Below are 17,731 nucleotides of genomic sequence, written 5' to 3'. Positions count from 1 at the left end.
CTATTGAGGATCTTTGTTCAAACAAAAACAAAGAAATGATGGCAAGAATTTTTATAGCTGTATTGCTGATTGTGGTGGTGCTGATGGGCCTAAAACAGGGCCTGGCGATGTTCAATGGGAATGATGGTATGTTGGAAATGTTCGGTAAGTTCAATTTTAACAGGTTTTGGGTAAAAGTAATTGGAGGACTAACCATATTGGCAGCGATTATGGTGCTGTTCCCACAAACTTATGTAGTTGGTAATGTTTTGATGGCTTCCCTGATCCTGTTGATCTTGTGCCTCCAGCTTTCAATAATGGATATCAGGGGCGCAATGATTGAGGTGCCTTTTCTATTAATGAACCTTGCACTGATCTACTTTCAATATCCAACGATAAAAAAATAGAATTTTGACATTTCTGAATTTAATATTTCCTCCGTTCGACAGCAATAGAAATGGGTTTTGGTTCTAAGGACCAAAACCTTATTTTGTTAAGGCTGGCTCGAATGGATTGGGTTTTATGGAATTACTTGTTAATTTTAGCGAGAATTCGACGCACATGAAAGAGGAAAAGTTAAGGATCTTCAATGATCTCCATGAACAGTATAAACATCTTGGATTGCCTGTTTCGCTGATGGACAGGCAGAGCGATTTTACCATCTTCAATCTTGCGGATATAAAAGACGTGATTACTTTCCGCTCGCCCATTAGTAGGCTGAATTTTTTTGTGTTTGCATTTGTGAAGAACGGCCAGGGGAACTATACCATCGACGAACAGCGTTTTGATATCCGTCCGAGTACCGTATATTTTACCAACCCGGGGCACTCGAGATCATTCGACTGGGCAGAAGTTGAGGAGGTTTATCTGATCACCCTGAGCGAATCCTTTCTGAAGGAGAATGTACATGCAGATATATTCGAGGAGTTTCCTTTTCTGCTTGCCGAAACATTTCCGGCACGTGTGCTCACGCCCGAGGTCTTTGAAGAATTTGAACGACTTTATCTACAGATTCATAAAGAGTACGTGTCTCATTCACCGTTTCGCAACCGCCTGATCGGGAATCTTTTTGTGGTGCTGTTGCTCAAGATCAAGGAGTACTTTTGGCTTGATTATAACCCTATATACGAGGGCAACAGGAGTTCGCATATCGTTAAGAACTTTAAAAGGCTCCTTGAAAAGCACTATCGTGACCTCAGTAGTGGTCTGCTTGACCGTGCTTTCCGTGTGCAGGAGTATGCCGATGACCAGAACCTGCATCCCAATTACCTCAGTAGCGTAATCAAGGCAAAGACCGGAAAGGCCATTGGTACCTGGATAGCGGAGAAGACGATAGCGGAGGCAAAGTCCCTGTTGCAGAATTCGTCTATTTCAATCAAGGAGATTAGTTTTATGTTGGGTTTTTCCGAATCGGCACACTTCAGCAATTATTTTAAGAAGCATACTAAAATTTCTCCTGCTAGCTTTCGTAGCGAACATATCAAGCTTTCGCAATAGTAGGTGTTCGCATATTGTTCCAAGTCTTTATGATTTGGCGGTTAAGATAAAATTAACTAATAAATTGGGAAGGTGGGAGAGGGTTTTTCGCCAGTTTTGCAAGCTTGTTAACTGAAGTTTTTGCTTTTGGCAATTAGCGCAACTCGCTAATAATTTTGTTCCATTTTTCTTTATGTTCAAATTTTAAGGCTGTGTCGTTCTCTATTAGATTTACATATTTATCAATAAACTCAAATGTGTTATCAAGTAATCGCAAATAATATTTTAGAGAATGCATTATACCATTAACTATCAATTGACAACCGTGGACATTTTTAATTTTTTGTACCTCAGCTTGTATTTTAGCCCAATCTTCTTTATTTGGTGGTTGCCCTGTCGAAAGTATATAATATCTATTTACCGGAGTTGTTTGAAATTTAGAATACGCATCTTGTACAATTTGCAAGGTTATAGTTATTCCATGTTTCACCTCAACGGCTTCGAATGTTCTGTTATTATCGTCAATTATTTCAATATCACCAACTCTTCCACTTCTAGAGTCAGCTGAAGTGTGACTTTCAATTGGTAGAAGTTTTTTGTTTTCAAACCTTTTAGCCTCATGTAACAAACATTCGTAAATAGCATATATCGCTAAAACCGGTAATCTTGATGCACCCTCTGCTTTGTATGAAGAATGAAAATGCTCATCTAAAATTCCTAAAATTGAATTTATCGACAAAGTGGTTGGTTTGGCTAGGTCAATTGTATGTTGATTTCGCTTAATTATAAGACCTTGAAATATATAATGAAGATATTTTTTACAGTCAGCTCCATTTTGAATGTTGTCCAATAACGTAAGGAATGCTGCTTTTAAACCACTAGGATTAATAGCTCCAGTATAATTTTGATCGTAAGGCACCTTTTGCTCAAGAGAACGCGTTAGCCAACCACTTTCTGCCATTGCTGGAAATTTGCATTTTTTTAAAAACGGGGTTATGTTTTTACTATCAAAAGTTCTTCCCGAATATCCATTTTGGATTCCATCTTGATGGTTTCTAATATCTTGAGTGGGATGAAGTATTTTATAAACAACACTTGTAATAAATACGGTTAGCACACCCTTTGCAGATTCTGAATATTGCAGAACGGTATCTAAAAGTGCTTTTTCAGCTTCACTTAAATCACTTGAAATGTTTTCATTCGAACCTACAGCAGTCATTGCTATATTGTAATACCCATTTAAAAAATCTTCTGTAGCTGGAGCCATTTACAACAATTGAGTTTTAATTTGCTTTGATATTTCCTTTATCATAGGTATACAAACTGAATTTCCAATTTGACGATAAAGCTCGGACGTGTTGTTTATTTTTATAAATTTTTCTGGAAACCCCATAATCTTATAACATTCATTAATCGTTAACTTTCTAACTTGACCATTATTGTAAATCCAAAATCTTCCAGAAGACTCTTGAGAAGGTAATGCAGGATGCAAACCATCTGTTGAGTATATTCTATTAGGCTGTTTATGTACACGAGATAAATGTTCAGTTCCCGGTCTAACGCCAGCTTTGCGAATAGTTTTATTTCGATAGCCAATGAAAATTAAACCTGATTCTTGCTTTTTAAAATTTTCAATAAGTGTATAAGGTTCGTTTAGATACTCAAAATCAGCATTTTTATCTAAAATTGTTTTTAAATTTACTTTAGGTTTTGTTGCTAATTTGTTAAAATCAAAATATTTTGATTGATGTCCAATTATAACAACTCGCTCCCTATTCTGGGCTACGCCAAAATCTGAAGCATTCAGAACTTTCCAAGTTACTTTATATCCTAAGACTTCTAAATCTTTTATTATGGTTTTAAATGTATTTCCTTTATCATGATGCACTAAATGTTTTACATTTTCCAAAAAAACAACTTTCGGCTTTCTTTTTTCTATGATTTGAAAAACGTTATAGATTAGTGTGCCTCTAGTATCCTCAAAACCCTTCATCTTACCTGAAATACTGAATGGCTGGCAAGGGAAGCCTGCGGTTAAAACATCATGTTTCGGAACAATATTTAAGTCAAGTTTTGTAATATCACCAAATGGAACTTCGCCAAAATTAGCTTCGTAGCTTCTTTGAGCATGTAAATTAAATTCCGAAGTAAATACACATTTGCCTTTTAATTCTTGCAGGGGTATCCTAAACCCCCCAATTCCAGCAAAGAGGTCAATGAAAGTAAAGTCAGGTTCTTCAGGTGGAGGAAATGGTACATCAAATTTCATTGGTAAGTAGAGCTGTAATGGCTCTTCAACTAGATTTAGTTGTTCGGTAATTGATTGCAGGTATTCTTTAGCCGGTTCTTTATAATGCTGAGAAACTCCATTTAAATGATTTTGAAAATAGTGTGTGAGGTGGGCGATTCCATTATCGAAAGCTTTGTCAACTTCAATTTTCAATTTTTTCTTTACTGTTGAATATTTAATCATTTACTAATTCTGGTCGAATAAATCGTTGCAATGTCGTTAAATTCGGTCAATTATTTCTTTAAGTTCCTTCATATAATTTTCAACATGAATGTTTGAAAATTATTCGATTTATCTGGTTAATTCCGATTAATCAAAATAATCCCCATTTTTATAATGCTAATACAGTTGGAGCAATCCAGCAAATAACATAAAAAAACTGGCATGAAATAGAATTCATGCCAGTCAAAAAAGGGATCTTTAGTTTTTTCTATCGATATTTCAGCTTAGTTGGTTGCCCCACCGTTTACCAACAGGTGTTGGCCAGAGATGAAAGAGGAAAGGTCGCTTGCAAAGAATTCTGCCGCATTGGCCACGTCTTCCACTTCTGCTAAACGTCCCATTGGACAGCTGTCTAACAGTTGCTTGCGGAGTTCGGGATAGCTATCGGCTTCGGCGAATATTCCAGAGTGATCTACTGCAAACGGAATGATGGTATTTACTGTAACCCCTTTGTGGCCAATCTCCTTTGAAAGGATTTCTACAAGGTATTTTGGTGTGGTCTTGCTACCGCCATACACGGCCATTCCAGGAACTGGATATGAGGTTGTACTAGAGGCGATGTAAATGATGCGGCCGTTATCGGTTATGTGCTTTGCTGCCTGTTGCATGGTGAAATAGGTGCCTTTGGTATTGATGGAAAATACGCGGTCGAACTGCTCTTCTGTAAAGTCGGTTACCGCGGTTTCTACCAGTTCGATGCCCGCATTTGCCACTACGATATCAATCTTACCGAAAGCACTGATGGCTTCAGCGAACAGGCGTTGTACGTCTGCTACCTTGCTCACATCTGCCTGAACGGAAATTACCCTAACGCCCATGGCCCTGATGTTGCTCACTACTTCATCTGCGGAGGATTTGTCGCGTGAATAGTTGATGATAATATCTGCGCCCAATGCTGCATAACGTTCTGCGATTGCTTTTCCCAGGCCTCTTGCTGAGCCTGTGATTAATGCTACTTTGTTAGTTAAATTTGTCATGATTTGAATAGTTAAAATGTTTATTAATGATTTTGGTTAAGGGAATGGTTAGCTTTTTGGGCCTGTACTTTTTCTACCGCCGAGTCGTTAAGCCAGGCGAACAGAAACCCAAAGAATAATGGAATGGCTAATTGTAAAATTGGGAGCGGGGCCAAGGGCGGATGTACGCCGAATACGACAATCAACCCTAAGAACCACGCTGGGATATTGTTCAGCGTTTTTGTTCTGGCGAAATAGGCCAATGATCCGATAAAGAGGAACACGGCAATTGGAAAGCCAAAGGCACCAATTTCTTTGCTAAGTGCACCGCCGGTTATTTGGATCAGCACGCCCATCAGGATGCCAAGGCCAATCTGCATAAATGCCTTAAGTGAGGATAATACTGTTTTTCCAAATAGGTAATAGCTTACCCAAGCGATGAACATTACCCAGGTTGGCCACGCCATAGCGAAGGAAATGCTTACTGCAACTGCGCCAAACAGGCCGAAAATGATTGCGGTTATAAACGTTTTCATAAATTTTAAGATTAATGGTTGTGAATGAATAGTGATTATTGATTGCTCCGTTATGCCATGGCGCCGTTGGCCCCGATGTTCTGTGCCGAGATCCATTTGGCATCATCACTGGAAAGAAAAGCCACAATCTTTGCAATATCTTCGGGCTCACCGATGCGGTTAAAAGCAGATAGTGAAGCCAGGCGGTCGATAACTTCTTGTGGTTTCCCCTTTGTGAAAAGCTCGGTATTGGTAGGGCCTGGGGATACTGAATTCACGTTTATGCCCCTGGTACCAACCTCTTTGGCAAACACTCTGGTAAGTTGTTCAACTGCCGCTTTCGACGCTACATAGGTGCTATAGGTAGGCATCATTACACGGGTGGTGGTTGAAGAGAAATTAATGATACTACCGTTGTCGGCAAGCTTTGTTGCTGCTTCCCGCATGGTGTTAAAAGTTCCCTTTACATTGATGTCGAACTGGCGGGCGAAATCTTCATCAGTCGTATCCTTAAGCAATTTGGTAATCATGATGCCGGCATTGTTAACCAGCACATCGATTCTTCCATAGTGAGCAATGGCAGCATCAAATAGATTTTTTACCTCATTAGCTTTGCTCACATCAGCCTTGATGGCAATGGCATCGCCACCAGTAGCTCTTATTTTCTGCACCTGCTGCTCGGCTGCATTTTCATCTCCCGCAAAATTGATGATCACTTTGGCTCCGCGAGCGGCTAATGTAGTTGCAATTGCGGCTCCGATTCCTCTTGATGCCCCGGTTACCAGGATTACTTTTTCTGTTAGATTTTTCATGTCGTTGTTGTTTTAAGTTTTTGTTTCTTTTTGATATACCAAAGGTCTACTTAAAACATCCGGGAAAAATGCAGGATCCAAAGCATTGTATGCAAAATTCAAAGACTGCAACTTTGAAAGTCACCTGCAGCTGATCTGAATAGAAATCTTCTTTAAAGATGGCTACTCTATGTACACCTTGATAGCCAAAACTTCGCGAGTTGATCTTCATTCATGAATTTGATAGTTTTTAAGGATCAAAGAACTATCACGACAATAAACGTTCAATACTGCATTACATTCATAAATAATTTGCATATACTTTTACCGCAGAATCTGTAATAAAATCCATAAGTTGATGGCTACAAAGCTGGGCTTTGTTTTTGCAAACAGGATCTTTATTCCTATAATTGGACTACCATCCTTTCAGGGACCTTATGACAGATAGAATTTCGACCCACTCTTTAAAAGACATTACGGATCAGGTAATCAGTGTAAATAAATTTATTGGAAGTGAGAGTAATTTGGTGTCTTATACAAAACCTGCACATCGGAGGGATGACCACTATCTGTTTATTTTTCAAAAAAGCGGGAAAAGCAAAATTGTAATCGACTTCAAAGATGTAGAATTAATAGGAAGTACCGTGCTATCTATATTGCCAGGGCAGGTTCATTATGGTGTTGCTGTCTGTGATCATACCGAAGCCTGGTTAATTACTATAGATAGCAATTTTATAGCAAATGATTATAGGGCAATTTTTGATCACCATTATTTTCAGTGTACTCCTTTGGCCTTGCCAGATGCGCAAAGTGCCTTATTGGATAATTGCGTGGAACTGATGGCATCGATAAATAGAGACCGGGATGGTCTGAATTTTCTTCCTCACGTAATGCACTCGCTTATCGGTGCCTGTGTGGGTATTTTTGCTTCTGCCTATCAACAGGTAGAGAATGGGGAAGAAGCCGTACTGCGTACACAGATTTTGACAAGGGAGTTTAAACGGCTGCTTCTACTCCAGTTTAAGACCCATAAAAGTACATCAGATTACGCCGCAGATCTGAATATCAGTCCGGCATACCTAAACGAAGCGGTGAAACTCACTACTGGGTTTCCGGTAGGTTTTTGGGTACAACAGGCTATTATGTTAGAAGCAAAACGTCTGCTATATGCTACGGATACAACAGTAAAAGAAATAGCCTATCTGCTGGGTTTTACTGATCATGCCTACTTTACCCGCTATTTTTCTAACGCTGAAGGTCAGTCTCCCTCTGTTTTTAGGATGAACTACCGCAAATAATCCAACAGCTACCATAGTTTATCCATTTCCAGCGATAGTGCCCTCCTCTAACTTTGTTCAAAAAATTAGAAATGGGAAATCATATTGTCTTTGTTATAGGTGTTTTGTGTGTTATACGGCTGTTTTATAGTCTGATATATTTTATTTACCCTTACATCAGCGCATCAAATCTCAAAAAATACCTTCAAAATGATGCCTTCGCGATGGTAACAGGTGCTACCGATGGCATAGGTAAGGCTATTGCTATTGCGCTTGCAGAAAAAGGGTTCAATATTATTTTACATGGACGTAGCCTTGCTAAGTTACAGGCCGTAGAGAAGAAAATAAATTCGGATTATCCAGCTCGTAAGGTAGTCTGCATGCTCCATGACGGAAGCAGGGATAGCCAGATGGATGTTGAAAAAATCAGGCATTTACCCATAAACATACTCGTAAACAATGTCGGTGCCGGCCCAATGGGGAGATTTGCAGCATTTACAAATCATGGAATCGCTGAAACTATAACCCTTAATACTTTATTCCCTTCACAGCTGACACGTAAACTATTGCCCCAACTGAACAGGACGCAATCACTTATTTTAAATGTTTCATCGTATACCGGAATATACCCACCTCCTTATTTAGCGGTTTATGCAGCTACAAAGGCTTACAATAATGCTTTTTCTATTTCGCTTTCCCGGGAACTGGAGAATATTGAAGTGATTTCGCTGATAACCGGAAGCGTAAATACGGGCAGTAACACCAAGCCGGTTACGTTTTTACGCCCCAGTGCAGCAACATATGCCAGGCATGTGCTTTCGGTTGTAGGCTGTGGCAGAAAGAGTATTATGCCTTATTGGCCACATGCCATACAAAGTTTCTTAATATCTCTTCTTCCCGAAAAAATTATTGATAGTGCCATTAAAAAGACCATGCAGAAAGAATTGGGTCAGCACGCATAATCAAATTTATCTCAACGTAAATCTAGCCTCTAAAATAAGTTGGAGGTTTAAAAATCACAAAAATGAAAATAAAAGTATCTGTATTAATAGCTATAGTTTCTGTCTTGTTTAAATTGAATGTTCAGGCACAAGAAAAATCAATTCAACAGGGCAGCACCAAACCGACTCTCCAATTGGGCGCTTTTAAAGCCGATTATACTTACTCACCATTTAATGTTAACGGCGAAGATGTGCAGGCACAGCAGGCCAATACCAGTCTGATATTTCCTCTTTATAGTAAACTAAAAGATGGGAAACTCGATTTTTTACTCGCTGGTATAGGGTATACGGGGCTATTCCTTTCTGGTAATAATACTGAACTTGGAGCATCTGCTTTTCATTCTCTTTCAATTCCAATTAGCTATCAGAAATCACTTTCAACCAGGTATTCATTTTCTGTAACTTTTATACCCACGCTTTCATCCGATCTGAAGGATATCTCCGGTGAAGATATGATCTACACGGGTGCGGCTGCATTTAAGGTAAAGGTTTCGGAAAGATTTTCTTATTCTCTTGGAGCGGTTTACTCAAAGCAGTTTTTCGGTGCTTTATTGCTGCCTCTGGTAGGAATCGACTGGCAGATCAATAACAAACTTAATCTATCTGGATCGCTACCTGTATCTCAAAGATTAAAATACAGCCTATCTGCTAAAAACGCTTTAGGTATTAACAATAATCTTGGAATAGGGGGCGGTACCTACCGTTTATCGGAGGAAATGAACGCTGCATATTTCCAGGCGCAGCAATCTAAAATTTCTTTATTCTATAATTATATGCCATCAAAAAATTTCTCAATTGAGTTCAATGCAGGTTATAACTACGTTCAAAAACTCGGGATTTATAACAAAGATCAAAAGATAGACCTGGCACCGTTCGACAGCCTGGATGATAGGATTCCGTTGAGAGAACTCAATAAAACTGGTATTTCGGTGGGTGTAGGGATCAATTACCTTTTTTGAAAATGCTAACCCTGTTAATTAAGGTGGGTAATATAACCGAAAAAGAGTGTTCATAAAAGGGGATAGTGTTATGAGGTGGTGTAGTTATTAAAAATTTTAAACCTTATTTTATGAAATGGTTCATGGTAAAATATATTTATCAGATTGTCTGCAGTGAAGGTAATTATAACACTCAGTTTGACGAGCAATTCAGGCTGATGCAAGCACCTGATATTAATGATGCATTCAGAAAAGCAGAAAACCAGGCAGATGGTTTTCAACTGCCTTTTAAAAACTGTATCGGCGAGTTGGTAACCTGGAAGTTTATCTGTGTTGCAGATATTCATGAAGTACAGATACCAGCTGATGGTGTGGAAGTAACCTCCATATTGCATGAGCCTGAAGATATAACTGCTTTTTTGAATGCGATTGAACAGCGTAAGCTATTCTTACAGCAGCAAATCCAGTGTGAAAATAAAAACCAGGACAGAAACACTTAATCCGGCAGCGCTTTTGCCGCTGTGAAATTCATATCGTTTAGGATTCATACCATTCTGCAAGATTGGTTAAAATAGGCGTCAATGAAAATCCTTTTTCTATTAAATGAAAATCCATTAACTCGTACTTCCGCTATAATCTTGTGATTAATAATTTGTCAGCTTCTATGCGAGAAAAAAATCGCAATATTCTTTTTATGCAACTTCTTCTGATCAAAATCAATGATATGGTTAATTTAAGTTAAGAGCGTTTAGGGTTCGTATGTCGAGTTTTACCGTACAATCAACCCATTTATGTCTATTAACTCTTTCAAAGTAAAAGTACTGCTTTTTAGTAGTCATGGCGATCCAGGATGCCATACGTATGGTCTTAGAACAGTCAGAACTCCGTTGTTGAAAAGTTCCAAAATTCATTGTCATGGATAACCAGATCAATATACTTATGCTTTTTTTGAAGTATATGCTCTTTGCTGGTATCCTCCTTGCCATTTCCTCAATTATTGGGGAAACCGTTTATTATGGAAGATTCAAAGTTGATATTTTGGAACTCGCAGGCCCGGTGGAGGTGCTGATGTCCCATAGGACCTTGTCGATTTGGGGTCAGCTGATCTTTCTTTTGGCAGTGCCATTAGTCATTAGTATCATCTTTATAGGACACTGTTGGCTCAGGGATATCTTATCAGTCAGCTTTTGTAGAAAACTGTTTTTTGTTCTAGGTATATTGCCCATGATCTGGTTGTTGGCCAGCATGCTGAATAATGGAGAAGTGTTCTTTACGGTATGGCCGGCAGGCGTAATGGTGCTAACCATCTCCCTATGGCTTGTGTTTTATCATGTCCGGCAGTTTGAGATCCGGTACTTTTCCATGCATGTCTTTTTCTTGTTTGCACTCATTCTTGCGCATGCCGCATGTAATAATGCTGATACGCAGGCGGCTAAGTGTCTTAATAGCCCTTCCGATTGTGTTTATTCAGAACCATCATGCATTTTAAAAAATTCGGTTTTTATCGGATGCATCGGGGAATGGGATATGTACTATGACCGGGGCAGGGATTGCACCGTTCTTATGCCCCAGGTGCCAGACTTCAACAGAATGTATCAATAGATGGTTGAAGGAAAAATGCTTAAAAGCTCATTTTTATACTGATTATTAGGCATGACCGCATAATTCCTAAAGGAAGGGTGATGATTAATTAACTGTCTGGATCAATAATGAAGTGTTTTGCAATCGCTGCGTATTGCATTCAGGATGCATAAGGGGAAGATCTGTTTTTATGATATAATAAATCATTAATTCATGATTATTGACTGTGGTCAATAGTACTATTGACAGCCATCAAGCTTACATCACGAATGATTTCCGATTTTCATGGGTAATTGTCTATCATTTAACATGATCCTATCAGGATTCTATTTATGCATTTCAATATTATATATTTCTATAGGTAAAAAGATCAGTTGACCTGCTGCAATGGGCTGTATGCAATATATAATTTTTTGAGGATTAGCTTTAATGGATGCCGATTGATAGGCCAAATCATAGCCTGTAAATGAAGTTTTTTTATATTGTTACTATGTATGCATATTACATGTTAATATTCCTATTACTTTTGGGAACATATCCGCGCTCTGGCCTTTTAGGGGTTGGGAGGTTCCGTAGATTCTCCCTGGAACAGTAATATTGATAATTCTCTCTTGCCGGAAGTTTTACACTCCGGGATGAAAGATTTTTAGGTTCCAGCTGTTCGTTGGTTACCTAATAACTAACCGATAATTTTTTATAGCTATCCCAGAGAAGGGTGACCAGATCGGGATTAAACCAAACATTTGAATGGAAGGATCTAAAATCCTGATTATTCTGGATGATGCCGATTTAATGTCAAAAATCTCCAAGATACTTACAGTGGGAAAGTATAATGTAAATTCGACCAATAGCGGAAAACGGGCGATGGACATTATCCGCAGATATCCGGTAGATATTATTATAAGTGGCATAAAGCTCTTAGAGATTGATGGCTTTGGCGTTCTGCGCATGGTCAATAAATTTGTTGAAAATGCAGGCGTAGGCTTTATTATGCTGCTCAATGCCGATGAGCATGACCAAACCCGTAGGGTTATGGAGCTTGGTGCGGATGGATATTTGCTAAACCACTTTGATCATGGGGAACTTCTTAATCAGGTAGAAGTAAGGATAAGAAAAAAGAGACTTCAGCGGGAGTATTTTTCAAAACACAAAGAAAGGTTTAGTGATGGCGGGAATAGGAACGATGAAATGGTGTGGCTCAGGTCAAGGTTCGATGGGCTGATACCCAGAATGATCAGGAAACATCAGGTAATCTATTATCCAGGTGATAAAGCGGCAGAAATATATTATATATTATCAGGACGGGTCAAAACCTATGTGGTTGATGATGCAGGAAATGAATTTATCACAGGTGTTTTTGGACCTGGTGAATGCTTTGGCCTCCTTGGTGCTATTTTGGGGAGCGAAAGCATGGAGAGTGCTGAAGCAATGGATTCTGCCGAAATCTCCATCCTTAAAGTGGGTAGTATCGAGAGTATTTTAACTGAGGATACGGATTTAAACAGGTTTTTTTTCAGGCAATTGGCAAGGGAGGTTAATGAAAGCCACGGAAAGCTTTTGGATATTGCCTATTATTCAGTAAGGAAGCGGATTGCAAAAAGCATATTAAATTTCAGCAAACAATCAGATGACTCCGCAAAGAAGAGCGGTTTTGTGATGCCAAGAAATGACCTCGCATGCGCAGTAGGGGTTGCAACAGAAACGCTCAGTAGAGTTTTGGGGGATTTTCAACGCGAGGGACTGATCGAAAAAGATGGAAATGAGATTATTTTAAGGAAGCCTGAACAGCTGAAAGGCATGAAAAACTAAGCTTGGCTAATCTACTTGTTGGTGGCTCATCAACCAGCCTATCATTTTAACCACGGAGGGCAAAGAGAAAAAGGCACCCGCGCACACAAAGTTTGGCTTAAATGGCTTTAACCGCAAAGAAATATAAGAGAAGGCGCAGAGAACGCCAAGCTGGATTTAAAATTATTGTTCTGTTTTTTCTCTGTGTAACCTCTGTGGCACTCGGTGGTTAATTATGCACCCGACTTAGTTACCATCATTATTTAACCACGGAGGGCAAAGAGAAAAGGCACTGAGCACACAAAGCTGGGTTTAAATGGCTTTAACCGCAAAAAAATATAAGAGAAGGCGCAGAGAACCCCAAGCTGGATTTAAAATTATTGCTCTGTCTTTTCTTTGTGCAGATCTCTGTGCACTTGGTAGTTAATTATGTGCCCAACATAGTTACCATCATCATTTTAACCACTGAGGACAAAGAGAAAAAGCCACCCGCGCACACAAAGTTTGGTTTAAATGGCTTTAACCGCAAAGAAATATAAGGGAAGGCACAGAGAACGCTAAGCTGGATTTAAAATTATTGCTCTGTTTTTTCTCTGTGTAGACCTCTGTGCACTCGGTGGTTAATTATGTACCCAACATAGTTACCCAACCAGCCTAAGTTAACATCATTTTGAAAACAATCAAGACTGGTGTTGTCCATAATCAAATTTTTTTAGTCAAAAGAGTAGAATATTTGGGTGGTTTTCATCAGGTTCTACTGTCATCAATATAATTCGTTATGAACCTTGAACTGATTGCTGCACATCCTCCTATTTATAAATGGATTTTATGGACTTAAATAAAACTGAATTAAATACTTTGTCAAGTACCTCCGTTTGTGAAAGAAAAGCTTTTTTGGCGTTATTTGTTCCGGTTCTGGGGGACCAATACCGGCATGCATTAAGGTATGTTTATAGGCATGCGGTGTTTGTTCAGCTCGCAGTGGGAGAGAAGGCATTGTCGGAAAGGCTTATGGGTGAGGGTGATAATATGATTATCTTACTCAAGGGTCTGGTAAGCGGTTACCTGAATTCTGGTTTAGGAAAAAGATACGATACATGGCTGGGAGAATCTAATAGCGTATTTATTTATAATAGGTCGGGTGATGGGTCGCAAGCGGTGAATCTGGAAGCTATAGATCACTCGCTGCTGATCGTTATTTCCAGGAAAGAACTAGAATCAGGATGCGAGGCTTTTCCTGTCCTGAACCGCCTGTTTACCCATTTGATTTTTCCTAATGCCATCAGGGATCTCAACCATTATAGTATTCTTTCAAAACTGGATTCACCTTCATCCAGGTTTAGCTATTTTCAAAGGATGTATCCTGGCGTTTGGCATCGTGTGCCGGCAAGAATTTATCAGACGTACGCCAGCAATCACTTTCTTTAACCGTTTTACAGGCTTTTGAAATTTCGTAAGTTGATAAATTATATCCATCCGCTTCAATACAAAAGGCAAATGGAATAGACAAAAGTATTTTTAATTATTTTTGTTTAAAATATACTTTTTAGTATATTTGTGTACGAATTAGGTTTTATGTTAACAAAAGCAGAGAAGACAAAGCAATTTATATTGGAAACGGCAACGCCCTTATATAACGAAAAAGGTATATCTGGGGTGACTATTGATGATATTCTTTCCGCTACCAAACTAACTAAAGGGGCTTTGTATGGGCATTTTGATGGTAAAGAGGATCTTTCTGCCCAAGTTGTTGATTATTCATTGGATAAACTTTCTCAACGCATCAGATCTGTCGTTTCAAAGGGGAAATCTGCCAAGGCTAAGGTTTGGGCATTTATGGATTTTTATAAGGATCCGCTTAATTCGCTTATACCAGGGGGGTGCCCGATTTTCAATACAGCTGTTGAAACGGATGATAATTATCCGGCATTAAAACAAAAAGTGGCAAAAGTATTAAGGGCTGGTCAACAGGAAATTACTGCACTACTTCAAAGCGGGATTGACAATGGAGAGTTTTCAACGGAACTGGATCCGGCAAACTTTGCGTTTAAGCTGGTGGCGGCCATTGAAGGTGCTACGGTAATGTGCAGGGCTATGGAAGTAAGTAAACCAATGCTGGTATTAATTAAAGGTTTCAAATCTGAATTAGCACAATATGAGCATTAATGCTCTTTTTTTGGCTTAAAATATACTAAAAGGTATAAAATATAAATTATAGACTATGAATATTACAAATTTATTTGATCCTCATTTAATCGGGGATATTGAATTAAAAAACAGGATTGTTATGGCTCCCATGACCCGAAGCCGTTCTGATAACGAAGAACATACCGCAACTGAATTGACTGCAAAATATTATAGTCAGCGTGCCACTGCTGGTCTTATTATTACAGAGGGTACATTCATTAGCGAGGATGCGGTTGGCGTGCCTAACGTTCCTGGTATCTATACTAAAGATCAGGTAGAAGGCTGGAAACTGAGTACTTCAGCAGTACATGAAAAAGGAGGTAAAATCTTTGCCCAATTATGGCATACAGGCTCATATTCGCACCCTGAGCACCATAATGGCGAATCTCCGCTTGCACCATCTGCTTACAACCCTAATGTAGAGGTTTTTACTCCAACCGGGTTTAAGCAAAGTGAGTGTTCGAAAGCGATGACTTTGGAAGACATCAAACAAACGGTAGCTGACTTTAAACAAGCTGCAATCAATGCTTTCGAAGCGGGTTTTGATGGCGTTGAATTGCACGGGGCAAATGGCTATCTGTTACAGCAATTCTTCAGCAAGAACAGCAACCAACGTCAGGATGAATACGGAGGTTCTGTAGAAAACAGAGCTCGGATTCTTTTCGATATTCTGGATGAATTAAAAGGAGTTGTAAACTTAAATCGTGTTGGCATCCGCTTTAATCCATCATTAAATGGTATAATGGGGATATTGGTTGATGATGAAACGATTGCGCTTTATGATGCTATCGTGAATAGATTAAATGACTACGGATTAGCATATATCCACCTTATAGAGCCATTCACAGATGTTTCTGCAATTCCGGAAGCGATACAGGAAGTGGCAAAGCATTTCCGGAAGATCTACAAAGGTACCATCATCATTAACAGGGCATTTAATAAAGAAACCGCTACAAAAGTTTTGAATGATGGCGATGCTGACCTTGTATCCTTTGGTGTTCCGTTTATTGCTAATCCAGATTTGGTAGAAAGATTTAAAACAGATGCTGCACTCAATGCCCCCGATCAAAATACCTTTTACACACCAGGCGAAAAGGGTTATACCGATTATCCTTTTATATCTGAATAGCCTTTAAAAAGAACAACAAAAATTATATTTCTAGATTTTAAAAATAAAAAATAATGAAAACAACAGGAAATACCATATTCATCAGCGGTGGAAGTGCAGGTATCGGTTTGGCAATTGCCAAAAAGCTAAGTGCTGCCGGCAATAAAATCATCATCAACGGACGTAGCGAAGAACGCCTTCAAAACGCTTTAAAAGAATTAGATCATACCGTTGCCATTCAAGGTGACTTATCGGTAGAAGCAGACCGGATTCGCATTGCAGAAGACCTGAAAACGAATTACCCTGAGCTGAATATCATTGTAAACAATGCCGGTGCTGCCTTTATCAATGATCTAAGTGATCACAATAATAACGCAGCTGAGAAAGCGTATCAGGAAATAAATACCAATTATATCAGCGTGATCCATTTTACTTCGCTGTTAATTCCACAGCTTTTGCAACAGGAAGAAGCTGCAGTCATCAACATCACTTCCATTGCTGCATTCAGGTCAAATAAATACCTGCCTACTTACTCTGCCAGCAAAGCGGCGCTCCACAGTTACACACAGGGACTGAGAGATACTTTTTCAGAAAACGAAAAATTGAATGTCTACGAAGTATATCCGCCTTTGGTTAATACCGAATTTTCAGCAGAAATTGGAGGCGCTAATGGCATACCTCCATCAGAAGTAGCCGATGAACTGTTTACAGCCTTAGCGAACAATCAATTTGAAGTTCCGGTTGGAGACAGTAAAAAACTACACTCCCTGCTAAACCCAATCACAGAACAGGCACCTCACTAATTTCTTTTTAAAAAATAAAATTCAAAAGACATGAACTTAAAAGGAAAAACAATCCTGATTACGGGTGGTGCATCAGGCATCGGACTTGAAGCGGCAAGGCAATTTTTAGCAATTGGTGCTAAAGTAATCATTACGGGTAGAAATCAGGCGAAACTGGATGCGGCCATAAAAGCATATCCGGCACTAATTGCGCTACAAAGTGATGCCGGAAATGAAGCAGATGCAAAAGCCCTTTTTAATACTGTAAAAGAATTGGGAGGCATCGATATCCTATATAATAATGCAGGAGTAGGCGTTCCACCAACCAACCTAGGAGTTCCCAGCGACAAGCATTTGGAAGGTGCGGCCTATGAAATGCAAATAAATTACCTGGGGGTAATACGACTGAATAATCTCTTTATGGATATGCTTAAATCCAGAAAGGAGGCCGCAATCATTAACACCACATCTATACTCAGCATGGTACCATCTCTTTTGGAGGCTACCTATTCTGCATCTAAAACAGCATTGGCCTTTTATACCAAATCGCTGAGGGAGCATTTGCGCATTATTGACAGCAGCATAAAGGTATTTGAACTGTTGCCGCCTCTGGTAGATACCGAAATGACCGCACAGCGAAGCGAGAAGAAACTCAGTCCGGACCAATTTGTGAAAGCTTTGATAAGTGGACTTCAGAAAGATCAGTACACTATACGCATAGGCGATACAAAACTGGTTTATCAGCTTAATCGTTTCTTTCCAAAGCTGACCTTCGGACTAATTAATCCGAAAAAGGATGAGCAGATACTTAGGTGAGGGTTTAACATAAAAATACACGAA

18 protein-coding genes are annotated in these 17,731 nt (G+C 39.2%); 13 read left to right on the top strand and 5 right to left on the bottom strand.

What is annotated here, in order from left to right; genetic code table 11:
• Positions 1-35: 35 nt before the first annotated feature.
• Both ACN1CD_RS16965 and ACN1CD_RS16960 read left to right on the top strand, forming a co-directional pair.
• Positions 36-386, top strand: coding sequence for a hypothetical protein (locus tag ACN1CD_RS16965; RefSeq protein ID WP_419131585.1), 351 nt, complete (start codon positions 36-38; stop codon positions 384-386).
• Between the two features lie 115 nt (positions 387-501).
• Positions 502-1,476: a helix-turn-helix domain-containing protein gene (locus ACN1CD_RS16960; protein ID WP_419131584.1), complete on the top strand. Its 975-nt coding sequence runs from the start codon at positions 502-504 to the stop codon at positions 1,474-1,476.
• A gap of 133 nt (positions 1,477-1,609) precedes the next feature.
• Here ACN1CD_RS16960 and ACN1CD_RS16955 read toward each other — a convergent pair whose 3' ends face one another.
• From ACN1CD_RS16955 to ACN1CD_RS16935, 5 genes are all read right to left on the bottom strand, one after another.
• Positions 1,610-2,722, bottom strand: coding sequence for a hypothetical protein (locus tag ACN1CD_RS16955; RefSeq protein WP_419131583.1), 1,113 nt, complete (start codon positions 2,720-2,722; stop codon positions 1,610-1,612).
• The gene (locus ACN1CD_RS16950; RefSeq protein WP_419131582.1) at positions 2,723-3,928 is read right to left on the bottom strand and encodes a DNA cytosine methyltransferase; all 1,206 of its coding nucleotides are present in this window, start codon (positions 3,926-3,928) and stop codon (positions 2,723-2,725) included.
• A 263-nt stretch (positions 3,929-4,191) separates the two neighbouring features.
• Entirely contained in the window at positions 4,192-4,944 is a 753-nt protein-coding gene (locus ACN1CD_RS16945) for an SDR family NAD(P)-dependent oxidoreductase (protein WP_419131581.1), read from the bottom strand.
• A 23-nt stretch (positions 4,945-4,967) separates the two neighbouring features.
• A complete protein-coding gene (locus ACN1CD_RS16940) occupies positions 4,968-5,459 on the bottom strand; it encodes a DUF1097 domain-containing protein (RefSeq protein ID WP_419131580.1) in 492 nt (163 codons plus the stop codon).
• Between the two features lie 50 nt (positions 5,460-5,509).
• A complete protein-coding gene (locus ACN1CD_RS16935; RefSeq protein ID WP_419131579.1) occupies positions 5,510-6,250 on the bottom strand; it encodes an SDR family oxidoreductase in 741 nt (246 codons plus the stop codon).
• 416 nt (positions 6,251-6,666) lie between these two features.
• Here ACN1CD_RS16935 and ACN1CD_RS16930 point away from each other — a divergent pair, with 416 nt between their 5' ends.
• The 11 genes from ACN1CD_RS16930 (at position 6,667) to ACN1CD_RS16880 (ending at position 17,707) form a co-directional block, all read left to right on the top strand.
• The gene (locus ACN1CD_RS16930; protein ID WP_419131578.1) at positions 6,667-7,527 is read left to right on the top strand and encodes a helix-turn-helix domain-containing protein; all 861 of its coding nucleotides are present in this window, start codon (positions 6,667-6,669) and stop codon (positions 7,525-7,527) included.
• A 71-nt stretch (positions 7,528-7,598) separates the two neighbouring features.
• A complete protein-coding gene (locus ACN1CD_RS16925) occupies positions 7,599-8,468 on the top strand; it encodes an SDR family NAD(P)-dependent oxidoreductase (RefSeq protein WP_419131577.1) in 870 nt (289 codons plus the stop codon).
• 62 nt (positions 8,469-8,530) lie between these two features.
• Complete coding sequence (locus tag ACN1CD_RS16920) at positions 8,531-9,466, top strand: DUF6268 family outer membrane beta-barrel protein (protein WP_419131576.1); 936 nt, start codon at positions 8,531-8,533, stop codon at positions 9,464-9,466.
• A 110-nt stretch (positions 9,467-9,576) separates the two neighbouring features.
• Entirely contained in the window at positions 9,577-9,945 is a 369-nt protein-coding gene (locus ACN1CD_RS16915) for a DUF4288 domain-containing protein (RefSeq protein ID WP_419131575.1), read from the top strand.
• Between the two features lie 415 nt (positions 9,946-10,360).
• Positions 10,361-11,047 (top strand): hypothetical protein, encoded by a 687-nt coding sequence (locus ACN1CD_RS16910; RefSeq protein WP_419131574.1) that lies wholly within the window; start codon positions 10,361-10,363, stop codon positions 11,045-11,047.
• Between the two features lie 726 nt (positions 11,048-11,773).
• Positions 11,774-12,835 (top strand): cyclic nucleotide-binding domain-containing protein, encoded by a 1,062-nt coding sequence (locus ACN1CD_RS16905; RefSeq protein ID WP_419131573.1) that lies wholly within the window; start codon positions 11,774-11,776, stop codon positions 12,833-12,835.
• A gap of 807 nt (positions 12,836-13,642) precedes the next feature.
• Positions 13,643-14,242, top strand: a complete 600-nt coding sequence (locus ACN1CD_RS16900) for a hypothetical protein (RefSeq protein ID WP_419131572.1) — start codon at positions 13,643-13,645, stop codon at positions 14,240-14,242.
• 147 nt (positions 14,243-14,389) lie between these two features.
• Positions 14,390-14,980: a TetR/AcrR family transcriptional regulator gene (locus ACN1CD_RS16895; protein WP_419131571.1), complete on the top strand. Its 591-nt coding sequence runs from the start codon at positions 14,390-14,392 to the stop codon at positions 14,978-14,980.
• A gap of 55 nt (positions 14,981-15,035) precedes the next feature.
• Positions 15,036-16,130: an alkene reductase gene (locus ACN1CD_RS16890; protein WP_419131570.1), complete on the top strand. Its 1,095-nt coding sequence runs from the start codon at positions 15,036-15,038 to the stop codon at positions 16,128-16,130.
• Between the two features lie 53 nt (positions 16,131-16,183).
• The gene (locus ACN1CD_RS16885) at positions 16,184-16,912 is read left to right on the top strand and encodes an SDR family oxidoreductase (protein WP_419131569.1); all 729 of its coding nucleotides are present in this window, start codon (positions 16,184-16,186) and stop codon (positions 16,910-16,912) included.
• A gap of 30 nt (positions 16,913-16,942) precedes the next feature.
• Complete coding sequence (locus ACN1CD_RS16880; RefSeq protein ID WP_419131568.1) at positions 16,943-17,707, top strand: SDR family oxidoreductase; 765 nt, start codon at positions 16,943-16,945, stop codon at positions 17,705-17,707.
• Positions 17,708-17,731: the final 24 nt, after the last annotated feature.

This window comes from Pedobacter sp. N23S346 (genome assembly GCF_048515415.1).
Classification (GTDB): Bacteria; Bacteroidota; Bacteroidia; order Sphingobacteriales; family Sphingobacteriaceae; genus Pedobacter.
This window is presented reverse-complemented; position numbering and strand designations above follow the sequence as displayed.

Coding starts and splice junctions, on each gene's coding strand:
- ACN1CD_RS16895 (WP_419131571.1), top strand. CDS start 14,390: ATGTTAACAAAAGCAGAGAAGACAAAGCAATTTATATTGGAAACGGCA.
- ACN1CD_RS16905 (WP_419131573.1), top strand. CDS start 11,774: ATGGAAGGATCTAAAATCCTGATTATTCTGGATGATGCCGATTTAATG.
- ACN1CD_RS16940 (WP_419131580.1), bottom strand. CDS start 5,459: ATGAAAACGTTTATAACCGCAATCATTTTCGGCCTGTTTGGCGCAGTT.
- ACN1CD_RS16880 (WP_419131568.1), top strand. CDS start 16,943: ATGAACTTAAAAGGAAAAACAATCCTGATTACGGGTGGTGCATCAGGC.
- ACN1CD_RS16900 (WP_419131572.1), top strand. CDS start 13,643: ATGGACTTAAATAAAACTGAATTAAATACTTTGTCAAGTACCTCCGTT.
- ACN1CD_RS16910 (WP_419131574.1), top strand. CDS start 10,361: ATGGATAACCAGATCAATATACTTATGCTTTTTTTGAAGTATATGCTC.
- ACN1CD_RS16920 (WP_419131576.1), top strand. CDS start 8,531: ATGAAAATAAAAGTATCTGTATTAATAGCTATAGTTTCTGTCTTGTTT.
- ACN1CD_RS16935 (WP_419131579.1), bottom strand. CDS start 6,250: ATGAAAAATCTAACAGAAAAAGTAATCCTGGTAACCGGGGCATCAAGA.
- ACN1CD_RS16965 (WP_419131585.1), top strand. CDS start 36: ATGATGGCAAGAATTTTTATAGCTGTATTGCTGATTGTGGTGGTGCTG.
- ACN1CD_RS16925 (WP_419131577.1), top strand. CDS start 7,599: ATGGGAAATCATATTGTCTTTGTTATAGGTGTTTTGTGTGTTATACGG.
- ACN1CD_RS16885 (WP_419131569.1), top strand. CDS start 16,184: ATGAAAACAACAGGAAATACCATATTCATCAGCGGTGGAAGTGCAGGT.
- ACN1CD_RS16915 (WP_419131575.1), top strand. CDS start 9,577: ATGAAATGGTTCATGGTAAAATATATTTATCAGATTGTCTGCAGTGAA.
- ACN1CD_RS16890 (WP_419131570.1), top strand. CDS start 15,036: ATGAATATTACAAATTTATTTGATCCTCATTTAATCGGGGATATTGAA.
- ACN1CD_RS16930 (WP_419131578.1), top strand. CDS start 6,667: ATGACAGATAGAATTTCGACCCACTCTTTAAAAGACATTACGGATCAG.
- ACN1CD_RS16960 (WP_419131584.1), top strand. CDS start 502: ATGGAATTACTTGTTAATTTTAGCGAGAATTCGACGCACATGAAAGAG.
- ACN1CD_RS16950 (WP_419131582.1), bottom strand. CDS start 3,928: ATGATTAAATATTCAACAGTAAAGAAAAAATTGAAAATTGAAGTTGAC.
- ACN1CD_RS16955 (WP_419131583.1), bottom strand. CDS start 2,722: ATGGCTCCAGCTACAGAAGATTTTTTAAATGGGTATTACAATATAGCA.
- ACN1CD_RS16945 (WP_419131581.1), bottom strand. CDS start 4,944: ATGACAAATTTAACTAACAAAGTAGCATTAATCACAGGCTCAGCAAGA.